We start from the raw sequence: 16,805 nt of genomic DNA, 5'->3' as shown, positions 1-16,805 counted from the left end.
ATCGGATTTTGAATCGAACATAGAAAAAAGCGACAACGCTAGTATCGTTATTATTGATTAGACAAACTATGATTGGAGTTTTCGCTTTGTTCCAACGTGTTATGAAGAGGAACCATTTTTTACATAAAAAGGTCAATTTTATAAAAATATTTTAATATATTAAAGGGAAGTTATTTTACTTATGGAGGATATAGAACATGAATTGTGCACTAAAAATTATTAGATATGTAGGAGTTATATTTGGAGTATGTATTGCCTTGGCATATCTACATATAAACGTGAATGCAGCAGAGGCTCACACATCGGTTGATCCTTTTCAACAAAAAGATCAGGTAATTCACGGGAAACTTCAACCTAATCAGGAAGCACATCTTCAGTTTAAGAATCAATTATACACGGTAAAAAGTAATTCTAAAGGTGTATTCTCATTTCCGTTGAAACAAGCTGCTGGGAATGAATCCATCGTTTTATTCCAGAAAGATAAGGATGGTTATGAGCAAAAGACAATAACTTATTCAGCTATTGACGTTCAAACAGATAAAGTAGGCATTAACGAAATTGCACCACCTTCTTATCTAGGTATTCAAGATAATCAGTTTGTATTTGAAAGCCGGCCTTCAGTTCGCATCTATGTAATTTACGAAGGGAAAACATATTCTGGAGTAGAAACTCTACGCGTAACCAAAAATAAATCAGCGGAACTAAAGTTTTTTGCACAAGATGACTCACAAGAGTTCGGGAAAAAAAGTAAAGTTGTCGTTAAACAAGTAAATGACTTTGAACAATTGAAAATTAATTCTTTTGATTTGGAAGGTTCGCGAATAAAGGGTGTCGCTTGGCCATATGCACAACTGAAAGTACTGAATGATGATGGAGAAATTCGCGGATGGATAGACGTTGATCAAACTGGTAAAGTGGATGCCAACATTTCACTATCTTCTTCTGATGTGTCGGACGGTACAAATTTAACTGTACAGGATGGTCGATCTTCGATTCCGTTATATACTCAAAAAATCAAGATCCCTTCATTTAAACCTGAAGAAACTAAACCCGTATATTTTTCGCACAATGTCTCCGATAACTCAGTTTTAGTAAAGACCTTTAAAGATGCTCAAGTTATGTTAGATCAACAACTTTGTCCAACGATGGATTCTTCAGGAACATTTACTTGTACACTATCATTGTCAGAAAATCCAACACATGAACTAACGATGACTCTTCCAAATGGGTCCTCAGTTTCGCGATTTTTTGACACAGAGTTTAATGAAAACGAGTTTCCACTATCATTAAATATACCGTTATCTTCAGGAAACGCAGAGTTGATTGGTCAGACTTTACCAAATAAAGAATTTAAGATTGAAGCGAGTAATGGATTGTCATTGGGTTTCAATTCAGATGACAAAGGGATTGTTAAATTGAGTCTTCCGAAAGCCTACAATTTAAATTATCAAATTTCCTTAAAATACAAAGGTACTATTTATAAGCCAATAAAGTATCTTGATGTTTCAGATGATCGAAAAATTCCGAAACCTGTCTTAAAAGCTTACAATGGTGACTTAGTCATTGATAATCCTATGTACGGAAAAGATGCGCATTTGATGGGCGAACTATTGATTGAAAAACCAAATGGAGAATGGAATATTGAACATTTGAAGTTTGATCAGTGGATGGAAGAATTAAAAAGTATAACTATTGAAACTATAGATGATGGTGACAGATACACCTTGACACTGTATAAAAAACAAGATGATCCGAATGCAAGTGTTCACAAAGGTATTTTTAAACGTATCATAAAACCAGAATTCGACCTGAAAAAAAGTGACGCGACGACGTTAGTTGGACGAACAGAGCCTCTTTCGAGTGTAGCACTTACCTTACCAGTTTTTCGAAGTCGTGAATCATCTTACGTGATGCAGAGAACATTTAATACTACATCAGACAAAAAGGGAAATTTCAAAATAGTATTAGATAAAAAGACAAGTTTTCAAATTGACTACAGCGCAAATATTACTTCGAATATAACGAGCAAGGATAAATTAAAAAAGGACTACTATTATCAAACGATTGGTGATAAAACATCACCGATTATGCAGCTAGACTCAAAGTATATTGCCGACTCAGATCCGGCTATCAATTTATTATCAGACGATCGGTTGAAGAAAATAGAACTTAAGTATTTTTCGGGAAATAAAATGATTTCAGAAAAGTCGATATCTCCTGTGAAGTATTTAACATTCATTTATTCGCCTAAACATCAAAGCACATATAAAGAAAATAAAATTGATAAAATTATGGTGAGGGCTACAAATGTTAGCCAACAAGTGTCTTCATGGGTGTCTTTTAAAGTCACAAATACAGACTTTCCAAGTATTAAAGTGCAGAAAATATACATTGGTGATACATACATCAAAGGAAAAACGTCAAACAAAAATCCTTTTGAAATTATCGCTAACGATTACAAGTACACTGTTAAGCCTTTGAAAGACGGTACTTTTAAATTGAAGCTAAAAAATCAATTAAAAAAGGGAACAAAATCCATCAAAATAGTTATAAGAAATGATGTAGATAAGAAGAAAACGATTATCGAGAAGGTATTCACCCGAAAATAATGAAATTCATTAATATCTGAAAGTAGGAAATCTTCGATATGTTCATATTCATACCAATTTATTATGGATTTATTATTTTATTAGCACTTCTCACATGGTATTTACCTTTCATTGGGAAAATCATCGCTTTTGGCGTCAACTTTATGATTCCAGAAGGTCTTCCTTTTGTAGATGAATGCATTCAAATTATAGGGATACTAAGACATATTTTTAAAAGATAGAAAATCGACTATACAAAAGAATATACAAGAGGAGCTAAAAAGATGCCTTTCAGAAAACCAGTTTCCACACTAGGTGGTTTAAATTTTTGGAAAAATATTGAGCAAAATGAGTACTTTATCATGCAACAACATAAAACAGGATTTTGGGTATATTCTTATCGTATTTTAATGCGATCTACAAGTAAGGAAATTGCTAATGCCAATGACATTCAAACGATTCGAGAAGATTGGAGATATCTCGAAAATCATGCGGTTCCAAGATTGGATGAAACGGGTTTTTTAGAAATATCAAAGCTGGAAGAAATACTTACGACAATATTACGAAATAAATTATGATGATTTTTTTAAAAAGTAGTGTGATACATCATAGTCATTGATTTAATAGTTCGAAGTAAAAAAGATCTCTGTTTTCACGGAGGTCTTTTTTATATGCAAAGTAATTTTTTTTTTTTTTTTTTTATGAACTTACTTAATTAAATTCAAATAAATTCTTTCACTTATTTAGATTTCATTAGATAATCCTCGCAAAATAAATCATTTAATTAATTTGATTTGTAATAAAAGGAAACGGTTAATTTTTGTGGTAAATTAATTTTTGGAATTATTTATATAAAGATGGAGGAATCTAGTTGAAATTTCATTATTCCGGCCTAGCTTTAGCCGTAGGTGTCACTTTTCTTGGATGGACACACGTCGTATCAGCAACAGAATCAGAACAACCTAAACGAGTTATCGTGCAAGTGAAAGGAACAAACGCTGGAGATATCGAAGGAGATATCGTCTCTTCTAAGAGCGATCGAAAACAGACGATTCTTCAAGTAGATGTACCAAAAGGCACTTCGACGTCCTCTTTCATTAAAGAACTAGAGAAGGAAGACAATGTACTACATGTTGAAGAAGATCGATTGTTGAATTTAACGTATTCACCTAACGATTACTATTTTTATGCACAGTCACATCATCAAAACATTCATTCGGAAGAAGCTTGGAACCGTTCAATGGGAGCAAATGTCACAGTCGCCATCTTAGACAACGGTATCGATCTGAATCATGAAGATCTCGCAAGTAAAATCACGGATCCATATGATGTGGTTTATGACTCTCCGTATACATTAACGAGCGGTGATCACGGAACCCACGTTGCGGGTATCGTCGGAAGTTCGATTGATAACTACTATGGTGGAACAGGTGTTGCGCCATATGCGTCTATCATGCCGATTGATGTATTTGCTGGTACATCGGCTTATACGTCAGATGTCATCAAAGGCATTTATCGTGCAGTCGATCACGGAGCAAACATCATCAATATGAGTCTTGGGAATTACTACTATAGTTCTTCTTTCCAGGATGCGATCAATTACGCTTATAATCGCGATGTGTTGGTGATTGCCGCAGCTGGAAATGATGCGACGAGTTCGGCGCATTATCCGTCTTCCTACGACCATGTCATTTCTGTTGGCTCCACGACATCGTCAGACGAGTTGTCGTCTTTTTCGAATTATGGATCAAACATTGATATTACGGCACCGGGAAGCAGTATCTATTCTACAACACCTTACAATTCATATGACTATTACAGTGGAACCTCGATGGCATCATCGGTCGTCGCTGGTGTTGCAGCTCTCATCAAGTCATATGACTACAGTTTATCTTCTGATGCCATTACGGATCGCCTGACAAGTACGGCAGATGATTTAGGAACTACAGGACGTGATGACTACTTTGGTTATGGTCGTGTCAATGCAAAGTCCGCCCTTCAAACACAGAACTTGTCTGCTGTCTCGGTCAATGAAGTATCGGATGTTTCGGATTATATTTCTGGATACATTCCATGGAACAATGGGTATGGAAGTCTTTACGTATTTGATAATTGGGGGAATCTGCTTGCCTACGGTTCAGAAATGTACGGTGGAGAATACTTTACTTTACCGATTTCACGTTTGACTGCAGGAACAGAGCTTCGTGTTATTTTTGCGGACTACCATGGCAATTCCAGTCCTACCACGTATACCACGGTGGTTGATCGGACAGCGCCAAGTGCTCCGTCATTATGGAGCATGTCGGATCAAAGTGAATACGTATACGGATATACAGAACCGAATACGTACGTACAAGTAGAGTCCTCGTATCAAGGGTTCATTACGAGTGGCTATTCGGATTATTATGGTCAGTTCAACTTCTATGTCGGTAAGCAACCGGCAGGATCAAATCTATCCGTGTTTGCGATGGATGCTGCAGGTAACCGAAGTGAGACAAGCACGGTTACGATTACTGATCAGACGCCACCTGTCATTTCGACTGTCAATGAGGTGACGGATCAGTCGACAAGTGTGTCTGGTGTGACGGAGGCATATGCTAGTGTTTCCGTTTACGATGCAAGCGAAAATCTTTTAGGTCAAGCAAACGCAGGTGAGGCCGGCTCGTTTACGATTTCAATTAAACGACAAACAAGTGGACAAACATTAGCGGTTGTGGCAAGCGATGCTACCGGAAACATGAGTGAGCGAGTCAGTCTGACCGTGATCGACCGTACGCCACCTAAGGTGATCAGTGTGGAACCGGTAGGGGATTCGACTACTGAAGTTAAAGGTGTCAGCGAAGCCAATGCAACCATCGAAGTGAAAAACGCTGCTAAAGAATTGCTCGGACAATCAACAGCGGACGCAAATGGTAACTTCGTCGTTACGATTGCGAAACAGACTAAAGGTACGACATTGTATGTAACGGCTGTTGATGCTGCTGGAAATACAAGTAAGCGCATGTCAGTTTCGGTGATGGATAACACGTTACCTGTTTTCAGTGGGCTGTCAGAAATCTCTGACCGTGTCAACACTGTTACCGGTCAAACGGAAATTGGAAGTTTCGTTGAATTAAAAAACGAAACGAAAAAGACATTAGCTCAAGGGTACACGGATGAGAAAGGAAACTTCTCCTTAGTCATTGAAAAGCAAAAAGTTGGTGCTACTCTCTATCTTCTAGCCACAGATGAAGCCGGGAACGTCAGTAAACAAAAGAAACTGAGCGTACTTGATCGGACAGCACCTGTCATTAAGAAAGTAGAAGAAGTCTCTGACCAGTCGACAAAAGTAAAGGGAACGACTGAGCCGAATACGACGGTCATTTTGAAGAAAGACAGTAAAGAAGTCGTTCGCGGAACGTCAGATGCAACTGGCGCATTCAGTGTAGCGATTTTAAAACAGGCAGCTAAAACAAAACTTGTCTTAACCGTAACGGATGCTGCTGGCAATGTAAGTGATCCAAAAACGATCACAGTCACAGATAAAACAGCTCCGACAGCACCACAAGTCAATGAAGTGACGGACCGCTCGACTGTGATCAAAGGTAAGGCGGAAGCGAAGTCTACCGTCATCGTATCCATTGATCAAGCAGAAAAATGGCGGACTACCGTACTTGCTGATGGAACGTTCAGCATACCGGTTGAAAAATTGGTGGCAAATGCGATTTTAGAAGTAACAGCGGTCGATGAAGCAAAGAATATCAGCACTGTTACGAAAGTGACAGTCAAGGACCGGACGGCACCATCTCAACCGAAAGTCAATGAAGTAACGGATCGTTCGACGACGGTTACGGGAACGACTGAGAAAAATGCTAAAGTCATTCTTCAGAAAAATAAGGAAGAACTAGCACGGACGACAGCCGATGCTACTGGTCAGTTCACATTGACAGTACCAAAGCAAGTAGCCGGAACAGAACTTTCAATCATTGCTCAGGATGAGGCAGGAAATGCAAGTACACCACTCAGTGTAATCGTCGTTGATAAAACGGCACCATCTAAGCCAACGATCGAGACTGTGACGGATCACCTTGAAACAGTTACAGGAACAGCCGAAGCGAATAGTATGGTTACCGTCAAGTCAGGATCGACTGTTTTAGGAGAAGTCACGGTCAAAGAAGATGGTCGATATACGATAGTCATCGGTAAACAAAAAGCAGATACTGTCTTGTCTGTCACAAGTACGGATAAAGCAGGAAACGTGAGTCAGGCGGTCGAGACGAAAGTACTCGACCGGACGGCTCCAGCTATTCCAGTCGTGACAGAAGTAACGGATCAGTCGACTTCTGTAAAAGGGTCAAGCGAAGCCAGTTCGACAGTAACGGTTAAAGTTGGTTCGCAGGAACTGGTGAAAGGAACAGTAGATAAGGACGGTATGTTTACGCTCGCTATCCCAAAACAAACAGTAGGAACAATATTACTCATCACTAGCACAGACACAATAGGAAACGTTAGTAAAACGCTCGAAGTGAAAGTACTTGATCGGACAGCACCGGCTGTGCCAACTCTATCTGAAGTGACAGATCAAACGACGATCATTACAGGAAAGGCAGAGGCAGCATCTATGATTTCCATTAAAGCAAATTCGAAGGAAATCGGAAGAGCGACTGTCGGAAAAGATGGGGCGTTTAAAGTGACGATTCCAAAGCAAGCAGCAGGAACGACATTAATAACGACGGCAACGGATAGTGCAGGAAACGTCAGTTCTACTGTCACTACGCTTGTAGCCGATAAAACGGCACCAGTGCTACAGGTTAATCAGATTACAAATGGTTCGGTTAGTATTACTGGATTGACAGAGGCGAAAGCGAAAGTCCAGTTGGTATATGCTACAAAAACGATGGAAACGATAGCTGATGCTAACGGTAAGTTCAGTTTCTCCATTGTGACACCAAAAACAGGTGCTGAATTTAAATTCACAGTCTCTGATCCTTCAGGAAACAAAAGCGATATCTTGGTGCTAAAAGCATTGGATACGACATTACCTATTTTGAAGGGCGTAACAGATGCAACGATTGAAGCAGGGTCGCCTTTTGATCCTAAAATTAAGGTGACAGCTTCAGACGAGACGGATGGAGATCTGACGAAATCGATTTCAATTGCTGGAAAAGTAGATAACAAAAAACCAGGTCTGTATCGTCTAACGTATGGCGTAAAAGACAAAGCTGGAAACGAGAATAAACAGATTCGGAATGTAAAGGTCAAAGATACGGTCAAACCGGTGATTTCAGGTGCCAAAAACCAATCGATTAACTTGAACAGCTCATTTAATACGAAGAGCGGTGTGACGGCGAAAGATAATATCGATGGTGTCATCTCAAAAAATATCAAGGTTTCTGGCACTGTTAATGTCAAAAAGGTTGGTGTATATACGCTGACGTATAAAGTCAGTGATGCTTCCAGAAACACAGTGACGACTCTTCGGAAAATCACCGTCAAAGACAATGTCAAACCAACCATTTTGGGCGCTAAATCGAAGACGATAAAATATAAGTCGTCCTTTAATCCGAAAACGGGAGTCACGGCAAAAGACAATGTGGATGGTGTTTTAACGAAATCAATCAAAGTGACAGGTAGCGTTAATACGAAACGAAAAGGGACATATGCTCTAACCTATTCCGTCAAGGACAAGGCTGGGAACAGTACGAGTGTGAAGGTTAAGATTACGGTGAAGTAAGCAGAAGTGGTTTGAAATGAATTTTAAGTAGCGACGCTTCTAAAATTGGAAGTATCGCTACTTGATGTTTAGGATTTATCGGATGCAGTGCATTAACTCGAACCAAGCACGCCTTTCTCAGATGATAATAAAAAATATACAATAAAGCGAGCCTACATTACGAGGCTCGCTTTATTGTATTCTTCAAAGTTTACGAATCGAGTATCAAGCACTCCCGCTCGATCGCAACAGGTTTATATACCCAAACAATCCTTCTTCATTTAGCGGTCGACTGAAATAATAGCCCTGGAAATAATCGCAACCTTCTCGAGCAAGCCAGTCTGCCTGTTCGACTGTCTCTACCCCTTCAATCAAGACCTCCATCTCTAGATTGTGCCCGAGTTGAATCATTGATTGGACGACTGCTTGTTGATTCTTACCGTCAAATAACGAACTAATGAAAGAACGATCAATCTTTAACAACTGAATCGGTAACGAACGAAGCTGCTTAAATGACGAGTAACCAGTCCCGAAATCGTCGAGTGAGACGCGAATGCCTAACTCCTGTAAGCGTGCTAATTTTTCATAGGTCGCTGTCTCATAGGATAAGGCAGCCGACTCCGTGATTTCGAGTTCGAGGTATGCAGGATTCATTCCTGTCTCCGCAAGAATCGTTTCGACGCGACGTAGGAATTTTTGACTCGCGAACTGAAGCGGTGAGACGTTGACGGCAATCGAGAACGGTTCAGGTGTGATATCTTGCCATGCGACCCAGCGCAGGCAGGCAGTACGTAGCACCCAGTCACCTAAGGCATGAATCGCTCCCGTGTTTTCAGCAACCGGAATAAACTCCGCTGGTGAGACGAAACCAAGCTCGTCATGCGTCCAGCGTGCTAACACTTCTACACCTGTCATTCGTTCCGTAGCTACTGCAATCTTTGGTTGAAAGGCGAGTTCAAAGGCGTTTTCTTTGAGAGCTTCCGTCATGTATTTCTCAATCTCAACCGTCCGGAGAATCTCGTTCCGGTTTTCGACTTTAAATTCTTTGATGACACCTTGCGTTTCATTAAAAGAGGCATGTAAGGCGAGTTTCGCATATTGAAGTAACTCATCCGCTGATTGAGCATCTTCTGGATAATGACTGATTCCAGCGCGCATCGTTAGCGTAATGACCGTTCCATCGATATCGAACGGTTGCGACAGCGCAGCATAACATTTTTCTGCCTTGTGGGTCGCAAGATGACTCCGCTCATCACTGAGGACGACGAGGAATTCGGACGAATCAACTTGCGCAAGGACATCTCGCGCATGAATCGTCGCCTGCAATCGCTCAGCGATTTGCAGGAGGAGGTTTTCGATCCCGTGATGACCAAGCATGTCACTCAGAGAAAGCCAACGATCCATGCTGAGGGATAGACAGGAGATCGGAATCGCTTGTCTAATCTGTTCTTCGATGAACAAAGTGATCTTGTCTCGATTCGGTAAGTCCGTCAACCGGTTGTGGAAGGCGAGATGTTCGAGTTGCCGCTGTGACAAGACTTGATCGGTGACGTTTCGGAAGAACCACAGTGTCTGATTCAAGTTCTCGCCTTTGAGCGGGTGATTGACGACTTCAAGGATACGTTCGTCGACGTGTAGCATTTGTTTCGTATGATCGGGTACATCAAGACGTAAAGCTACGTCATGCTCCGTTAAGTATGGATGACGTTCCGGGAAAAAATCATAGAACAGCGAGTTCGCATATTGGATTAGACCATCAGGATTCGTCGTCACGACACCATCTTCAGTTGATTCAAGAATCGTCGCTTGGATGAAGTCACGTTTACGTAACTGAAGATCAAACAAAACGGAAGCGAAGAAGACGACGAATAAAAACAGCGTGACGATCGAAACAAGCGTTAGCAGCATCGTCGGTTCGATGACTTGATCACTCGTGAATGACGGAATCATCTGGAACTCTAAGCCAAGCATTCCGACGTGATGCATCCCGGAAATCGCAATGCCCATGATGAGGGCAAAGAAGACTTTCGTCTGTACCAGCATTTGTCGTTTCGCGTAACGGGAAAAGAAGCCAATCCAAAGTGCTGTCCAAGACGCAGCGATCGCAATCAAAATCGAGAGTAAGACGTACCCCGTGTGATACTGCAGGGTCATTCCCTGCAAAGCGGCAATCCCGACATAATGCATTCCAGCAATCGCGCTCCCCATCAAAAAACCACCAAGGACGAATGATTCACGGGACATGCGACGGGCGACAAGATAAAAGCCAAGGATACACCCGACCATCGCGATGATGACCGATAAAAAAACGAGTGGGAACGAGTAGGTCGCCTCCTTCAATGTACCGTGCCCAAGCATCGCGACGAAATGCATCGACCAGATGCCAAGACCTAAAATCGATCCACCGGCAATCAACCAAAGATGTTTCGAACGATTTGTCGCCGTCTTGACGCGTCCTGCAAGTTCAATTGCGATGTAAGCGGATGTTGCAGCAATCAGATAAGATAACGTGACGAGTAAAAAGTCAGTATGAGCATGCATCGTATGGTTTGGCATGATGGATGGAGTCACCTCGGCAGAATGAAATGTTTAATCAAATATAAAGGTGTAATCTAAATACCCTTTTTTATCTGATCATATACATTTTTTTCAAATAACATCTGACGGGTAAGGAAAAATCAAGCGTATCGACTATAGATGAAGACCGACGAGAATTTTATGATCCATTAATTTCGTATACTGTAACGTATGGAAAAATTGATTTCCAAAGTCGCATGGTTGGAGGTGGACATGAATCATGTGATAGCTGTATGACAAGTTAGGGTTTGCCTTTAGCAAGTTTAAAATCGTCTGTTCTTGGGATGCTGGACTGATGTCATAGATGTGAAACGAGATGATGTTATGACGGATGCGAAACGGGGCAATCGTGAGGGTGAACGGTTTATGATGGGCGAAGCGATGTTCAGTTGAGACGGTCGATCCGGTAATCACGAGCTCATGTGGGGTGATGCGCAGTTTCGGGTGCCAGAAGTCTCTGAATTCGATGGCGATGACGTCGCGTAAGTCTTCTTCCGTCACATACGTCGTGACGAGAATATCCGATGGGTTACCAAGATAGTCGTTATCCGTATTCATATGTAAGCTCCTTTGTTTGTTGGGAATGGAATCAACGCGCTGTCGATCAGGGTAAAGAAAGGTATGTTTTCTATCCTGTTCGACAGAAAGTAGATTCAATACGATTGTAACTTTTTTCCTTGTTTTTGGTTTTCGTTCATTGATCGTTTAGGGGAAGCGTTTCTTGATATTCCATAGAAAATCACTCGTGTGCTCCATCACCTGTCACCATCCAAAGGAGGAACTACCTATGACTCACTATGACTATCTCGATCACTATTTATTGACGGATTCCTCACGGACAGCCCATACAATCAAGGCGTATCGGAGTGATCTGCGACAGATGCGTTTACATCACGTCGACTGGTCAGTCGCGTCCTTGCAACGTTACTTTCACTGGATGAAAGCCCATTATAAGCCGTCGACGATTTTGCGACGGTATCACGTCTTACATCGACTCGGGAACGTCCTCGTCGAACGGCGACGCCTTAAAAAGAATCCGATGGGCGAGATCCGTCCGATCGTCCATCAACGTCTCCAAGATGAGACGTATCATGATAGTGAAGAGTTAATTCCAGTGATCCGACACATTACAGATGCCACATATCGCCTCTTCTTCGAGGTGCTCAGCCAAACGGGCCTCCGCTTCATGGAGGCCCGTTTGTTGACGGTACAGGATCTTGATGTGGGGAAGAATGAACTGTACGTTCGTTACGGAAAAGGGGGACGAACACGGACTGTTCCAATCGGAGAGGTACTCCGTGATAAGATCGTTGCCTTTTTAGCAGGTCGGAGGACGGGCTATTTGTTTCAGTCCGTCACGGGACGGATGATCAATGAACATGCAGCGAGAAGGGCACTGCGTGAAGTGGGGTTCATACATCTGAAGCGTCACGTCCGTCCCCATATGCTGCGGATTGCCTATGCAACCTATCTTTATCAGCAGGCAGGACTAAAGTTGCTCGAGATAAAGCGGTTGCTTGGTCACGCCAGCATCTCGACGACGGAAGGCTATATCCGTAGTCAGACGAACCATGTGCGGGATGTCCTTAACCGTCTGTCCGCTTGAGCCGGTTGACTGATGTATGGGCAATGTCGTGCGATGGTAGGACATAGTGCTGGGTCGTCCGGACATCGCTATGACCGAGCAACCGCATGATCGTCAGAATGTTCGTCTGATAGGCGTGATAAAGTGTCGTCGCAAACGTCACCCGGATGTCGTGCGGACGAATGATTCGTCCGAGACAGTGCACACTTGCTTCCTTCAGGACACGACGGAACTTTGCTGGATTGACAGGTCGACCGCTGTCTTCGCAAAACAGTGGAAGGGCATCAGGGCGAATCGTTTCGATGTAACGTATCAGGACACGGCGTAACGCATGGTGCAGTGGAACTTGCCGTACTTTATCACCTTTACCACGCCGGACGAGTAACTGATCATGCGTAAAGTCGACGTCTGCAAGCCGTAAGTCACGGGCTTCCGAAAACCGCAGTCCTGTATGCAGGAGCAGAAAGCTAAAGGCGTAAACGGTTTCGTCGCGAATCGTCTCGATGACACGGTGGATGTCATCGTAGGTGAAGGCAAGTCTTCGGTGGGGCGCTGGAACCGGTTTTTTGACGCGTATTAGTGGATTTGTCTGGAGTGAACGTTCTGCGACGAGGTGATCGAACAAAATCGAGAGGGCGTGCAGACGGCGGGCAGCAGTCGCTGGCGCGTAGGTGTCGCGCAGAAACTTACCGTAACGTTGCAAGGACGGGACATCAATCCGTTCAACGTGTCGGCAGAGATGCCGTACGTCCGAGCGGTAGGCTTTTTTCGTCAGCTGACTGTAGTCCGCCTGGTCGATGATTGCGAGTAGACGTTCTTGGTAATACGTCATCATCCGAGGAGATACTGGACTTTCTGTCGGAGTTCCGACTTCAATGAGCGCAGTCGTGCCGGTGAGTAACCGAGCGTCTCTTCTGTTCCGTGCATCAAGGCTTCAAGAAACGTGTACTCCTTGTTTGATAACTCACGCTTGAGTTCACTGAGGAGATAATGAAAGGAAACGTTCGGGTTGCGAGGGAGTTCTGGCATCGTTTCGACTGCGACTTCCGTTGAAAGCGTCCGGTTGCGGGTTGCGAGGTAGTCGAGCATCGCGCCTTTCGCCCGAATCCGGGCGAAGGTGACGGTCATGACTTTCCCTTCTTCGATTGATTTCCACAGTCGGAGCAAAGCGGCTTGCCGGCATTCATCATGTTCGTTCGGATGGATCGAGAGGCAAGACAGGAGGGAGTTAACGAGGGGAATCCAGTTGCGTAGTAAGTCGTTCATGAGTGTCCGTTTCTTCAGATATGCATATCTGTTATGTATTCCGCGGTAGTTTTAGTATAAGTAGAGTTATCCGCTCGATGCAACGACCGATTTCTTCAATCATGCCAACGGATTCTTCAACTTTTAAATAGCGTAAGTGACGCAATTCAGCGTCATTCTATCCGTTTGCTTTAGATAAACCCGCATTCTATCGCGAACCCTTTCAGGATAACTCTACTTATCCGCTAGGGTGTTCGGAAATATTATAAACCAAAGCTTTATTTAACTTAAAACATTTTTTGAAACAATAATACTTATTTATTTGTTTATGCAATATAATGGGATTATATATTATGATATTACAAAAAAGATAATTTATTCAAAAAAATGACTATTAGGAGGTATTTCATTGAAAAGTCGATTATCTGGTGAAGAAGAACTAATGTTCTCTTACTTTCAAGAGAGATTTGACAATCATTATGAGAGAAGTCAATTAAATATCGAAGAATACGAAAAAATAATTAATGATTTAAATAATAAATCTTCTAAAGAAAAAGAGAATATGTTTGATGACTTAATTTATGAGTATGGAGGAGTTGTTTCTAAAACTATTATACAAAGTTTTGGACTAAGTCATCTTTTTCATCAGGATCAGCACGGTGGGGAAGTGACTACGATTCATAATTCCCAAAAAAATATTATTGCACAAGATAAAGATAAATATGATCGATCGAAATATGAATATGAATCTTCAAGAAAAATTGTTTTGCAACAAAATGAAAAAAGGCATGGTGGGCATATTGATGCTTATACAGGTAAAACGATCGAGAGACCAAATGTTGATCACGTTATACCTTTACATGCATTTCACAAAAATGGTGGTTTTTTGTTAAAGGATGAAGCGAAACGGGCGTTCTCAAGTGATAACAGAAATCTTGTTGTTACCGATGAAACTTTAAATAAATCAAAAGGAAATCAACAGTTAGATGAATTTAGAAATCGTAAGGTTAATGGACAACACGAAACTAATGATTTACGGTTTTCAATTGATGAAGATAGAGCGCAAAAAATTGCTTTGAATGCAAATATTGCTTATGACGAACATCAAGTATCGACAGGAAATAAATTAAGAAGCTATGCAGTAACTGGAGTAGCAGCAGGATTACAAGACGGATTAAAATTAGGAGTACGTGAGGCGGTAGGAATTATACTTCATACTTTGAATAAGGAATTATTTAAAGAACTGAAGAGTTATACAAAAATGATTAAAAATTATCGGGAAGATAAAGTAATGATATACGAATTAAATAAAATGATGAAGAGAATTAATTTAAGTATTAATCAAAAATTAAAAGGACTTCTAAGTTCGATTTCGTTAGCATTTGGTGAAGGCGTAATAAGCGGATTAATCTCTTCAATATTGACAACGATTATTAATATGTTTGTAACTACCAAAAAAAGAATAGTTAGAATCATAAGAGAGGGATTTTTATCAATTTTTCATGCATTGAAAATTTTGATGACTAATCCTCAAAAATTATCAAAATCTGTGCTTTATCGCGAAGTAACAAAATTAATCATTACAGGAATTATTGCTGCTGGAGGGATTACATTAGAAGGTGCAATAGAACAGTTTTTAAATGGCTTAGGAATACCTTTTATTCCATTAATTACTTCTACTCTAGTAGGGATATTAACAGGTGTTGCATTGGTTACTGTACTATACATGATAGACCAAGTATGGGGGATGTTACCTTCGACAGAAGAGTTGTTAAAAAATTCGTCTGAAATAATTGAGAACCGTTACCAATTACAAGAGGAATTTGAATTTGTTACTCAGGGTTTACCATCAAAAAATATAGTAGATAGAATCGTAAATTCTGATCGTAATGTTAATGATACAGTAGATTATTTTGAGGAGTGAAAAAATGCCATTTTTTTTAATTGGAGCTGCAGCGTTATTAGCTGGTACCTCATTCGGGATAGGTCGATTTTCTAGGCAAGGTGAAGTTAATGAATTAAAGCAAAGAATTATGGAATTAGAACAAGAATTAATAATACATCAAAATATGATTAACAAACAAAATATAGTCATAAAAGAAATGAAAGCAGAAAACCAAAGTTTAAACGCGTTATTCTTTATAAAGCGTTTGGAATTGACTAAAAAAACACGTGGTATCATAATTTTCCAGTACTCGTTCAAAGAATATTTAAAATTAATTCGATTAAATGCAGATGGAAAACTAGATTCAAATTCTCCTGAAGAACTTGTATACAATATACTAAACAATTTATTTTATGGGGAAAGTGTTAGTTTAGAAGAAAAAGGATTACTTAAAGTTTATATAACAGAAAAATATCGTTATGAAATAAAGAAAATGATTTCAATAAATGAAGAAGATTTATCTTTAGCTCTGGGAGGAAGATACATTGAGTAGATTGATAGGGTTTTTGGTTGGATTTTTAATGGAATTTTTTAAAATGCTAATAGGATCTGCGGTAATTTGTGGAGCCGTAGGTTACTTTTATTTTAAAGCTTTGTATGTTCTTGTACCTCTCTTTTTAATTACTGCTATAATTGAAAGTTCTAAAAAAGGAATTGAGACAAGTAGAGTCTACGCTCAAGAAGGCTTTATAAAAAAAGAGAACAGACGTAAAAAAAGAGAATTAAAAAAGCTTCGTAAAGAATTTAAAGAGGAAGAATTGTATGAATTTGATAGATCTTGGAGAACACTACAACAAAATCGTAAATAATTTAAAACACTACTACTTTAATTTGAGCTAATAACCTTTCAAATAAAAATGTTTTTTTATTGAAATGTGATGCGATTTTCCAAAAAAAGAAACAAATCTTCAGAAAAAAATTGTACGCTGTTATCGAATCCAAATACTCTCTTAGTTAGTTGTCGATTTGAGAAAGTACATGATTCAGTTCTGTTGAGTTGGTTATTTCGATATTAGTTTTCTTTGAAAAGAACTTACGTATAAGTCAACTGATGTTTTTATTGCTTCCACATTGCCATGAAGAAAATGAATCTGCAAAGTACAATAGATTATGAAAGGGATTCTGCGTTCGTTTATGACGGCTAAATTTCTCATTATGATAAGTGACAATAGT

The 16,805-nt window shown here is 40.4% G+C and carries 11 protein-coding genes; 7 read left to right on the top strand and 4 right to left on the bottom strand.

The window, feature by feature from the left end:
• Positions 1 to 197 precede the first annotated feature (197 nt).
• The 3 genes from K6T22_RS14315 (at position 198) to K6T22_RS14305 (ending at position 8,301) form a co-directional block, all read left to right on the top strand.
• Entirely contained in the window at positions 198 to 2,609 is a 2,412-nt protein-coding gene (locus tag K6T22_RS14315) for a hypothetical protein (RefSeq protein WP_238237931.1), read from the top strand.
• A gap of 263 nt (positions 2,610 to 2,872) precedes the next feature.
• The gene (locus tag K6T22_RS14310) at positions 2,873 to 3,166 is read left to right on the top strand and encodes a hypothetical protein (protein WP_238237930.1); all 294 of its coding nucleotides are present in this window, start codon (positions 2,873 to 2,875) and stop codon (positions 3,164 to 3,166) included.
• Between the two features lie 293 nt (positions 3,167 to 3,459).
• A complete protein-coding gene (locus tag K6T22_RS14305; RefSeq protein ID WP_238237928.1) occupies positions 3,460 to 8,301 on the top strand; it encodes an Ig-like domain-containing protein in 4,842 nt (1,613 codons plus the stop codon).
• 204 nt (positions 8,302 to 8,505) lie between these two features.
• Here the strand turns inward: K6T22_RS14305 and K6T22_RS14300 are convergent, their stop codons facing one another.
• A complete protein-coding gene (locus K6T22_RS14300; protein WP_238237927.1) occupies positions 8,506 to 10,836 on the bottom strand; it encodes a bifunctional diguanylate cyclase/phosphodiesterase in 2,331 nt (776 codons plus the stop codon).
• A gap of 135 nt (positions 10,837 to 10,971) precedes the next feature.
• Positions 10,972 to 11,415: a hypothetical protein gene (locus tag K6T22_RS14295; protein WP_238237925.1), complete on the bottom strand. Its 444-nt coding sequence runs from the start codon at positions 11,413 to 11,415 to the stop codon at positions 10,972 to 10,974.
• 229 nt (positions 11,416 to 11,644) lie between these two features.
• Between K6T22_RS14295 and K6T22_RS14290 the strand changes: the two genes are divergently transcribed.
• Positions 11,645 to 12,463: a tyrosine-type recombinase/integrase gene (locus tag K6T22_RS14290; protein ID WP_238237924.1), complete on the top strand. Its 819-nt coding sequence runs from the start codon at positions 11,645 to 11,647 to the stop codon at positions 12,461 to 12,463.
• On the opposite strand, the gene K6T22_RS14285 is transcribed toward K6T22_RS14290, so the two are convergent.
• Positions 12,444 to 13,277, bottom strand: coding sequence for a tyrosine-type recombinase/integrase (locus K6T22_RS14285; protein ID WP_238237923.1), 834 nt, complete (start codon positions 13,275 to 13,277; stop codon positions 12,444 to 12,446). The two genes, K6T22_RS14290 and K6T22_RS14285, sit on opposite strands and share 20 nt — an antisense overlap.
• Positions 13,274 to 13,708, bottom strand: a complete 435-nt coding sequence (locus K6T22_RS14280) for a sigma factor (protein ID WP_238237922.1) — start codon at positions 13,706 to 13,708, stop codon at positions 13,274 to 13,276. Before K6T22_RS14280 ends, K6T22_RS14285 begins: the two co-directional genes overlap by 4 nt.
• Positions 13,709 to 14,096: 388 nt before the next feature.
• Between K6T22_RS14280 and K6T22_RS14275 the strand changes: the two genes are divergently transcribed.
• The 3 genes from K6T22_RS14275 to K6T22_RS14265 are packed head-to-tail and all read left to right on the top strand — an operon-like array spanning position 14,097 to position 16,441.
• The gene (locus K6T22_RS14275; RefSeq protein WP_238237920.1) at positions 14,097 to 15,611 is read left to right on the top strand and encodes a DUF1524 domain-containing protein; all 1,515 of its coding nucleotides are present in this window, start codon (positions 14,097 to 14,099) and stop codon (positions 15,609 to 15,611) included.
• Between the two features lie 4 nt (positions 15,612 to 15,615).
• Positions 15,616 to 16,125, top strand: coding sequence for a hypothetical protein (locus K6T22_RS14270; protein ID WP_238237919.1), 510 nt, complete (start codon positions 15,616 to 15,618; stop codon positions 16,123 to 16,125).
• Positions 16,118 to 16,441 (top strand): hypothetical protein, encoded by a 324-nt coding sequence (locus tag K6T22_RS14265; RefSeq protein ID WP_238237917.1) that lies wholly within the window; start codon positions 16,118 to 16,120, stop codon positions 16,439 to 16,441. The genes K6T22_RS14270 and K6T22_RS14265 overlap by 8 nt, the downstream gene beginning before the upstream one ends.
• Positions 16,442 to 16,805: the final 364 nt, after the last annotated feature.

The organism is Exiguobacterium acetylicum (assembly GCF_022170825.1).
Classification (GTDB): domain Bacteria; phylum Bacillota; class Bacilli; order Exiguobacteriales; family Exiguobacteriaceae; genus Exiguobacterium_A; species Exiguobacterium_A acetylicum_B.
The sequence above is the reverse complement of the archived record's forward strand: the minus strand, read 5'-3'. Positions and strand labels throughout refer to the sequence as shown.

What these genes read in the sequence shown, in the direction of transcription:
- K6T22_RS14315 (WP_238237931.1), top strand. Translation starts at nt 198, where the DNA reads ATGAATTGTGCACTAAAAATTATTAGATATGTAGGAGTTATATTTGGA.
- K6T22_RS14310 (WP_238237930.1), top strand. Translation starts at nt 2,873, where the DNA reads ATGCCTTTCAGAAAACCAGTTTCCACACTAGGTGGTTTAAATTTTTGG.
- K6T22_RS14300 (WP_238237927.1), bottom strand. Translation starts at nt 10,836, where the DNA reads ATGCCAAACCATACGATGCATGCTCATACTGACTTTTTACTCGTCACG.
- K6T22_RS14295 (WP_238237925.1), bottom strand. Translation starts at nt 11,415, where the DNA reads ATGAATACGGATAACGACTATCTTGGTAACCCATCGGATATTCTCGTC.
- K6T22_RS14290 (WP_238237924.1), top strand. Translation starts at nt 11,645, where the DNA reads ATGACTCACTATGACTATCTCGATCACTATTTATTGACGGATTCCTCA.
- K6T22_RS14285 (WP_238237923.1), bottom strand. Translation starts at nt 13,277, where the DNA reads ATGATGACGTATTACCAAGAACGTCTACTCGCAATCATCGACCAGGCG.
- K6T22_RS14280 (WP_238237922.1), bottom strand. Translation starts at nt 13,708, where the DNA reads ATGAACGACTTACTACGCAACTGGATTCCCCTCGTTAACTCCCTCCTG.
- K6T22_RS14270 (WP_238237919.1), top strand. Translation starts at nt 15,616, where the DNA reads ATGCCATTTTTTTTAATTGGAGCTGCAGCGTTATTAGCTGGTACCTCA.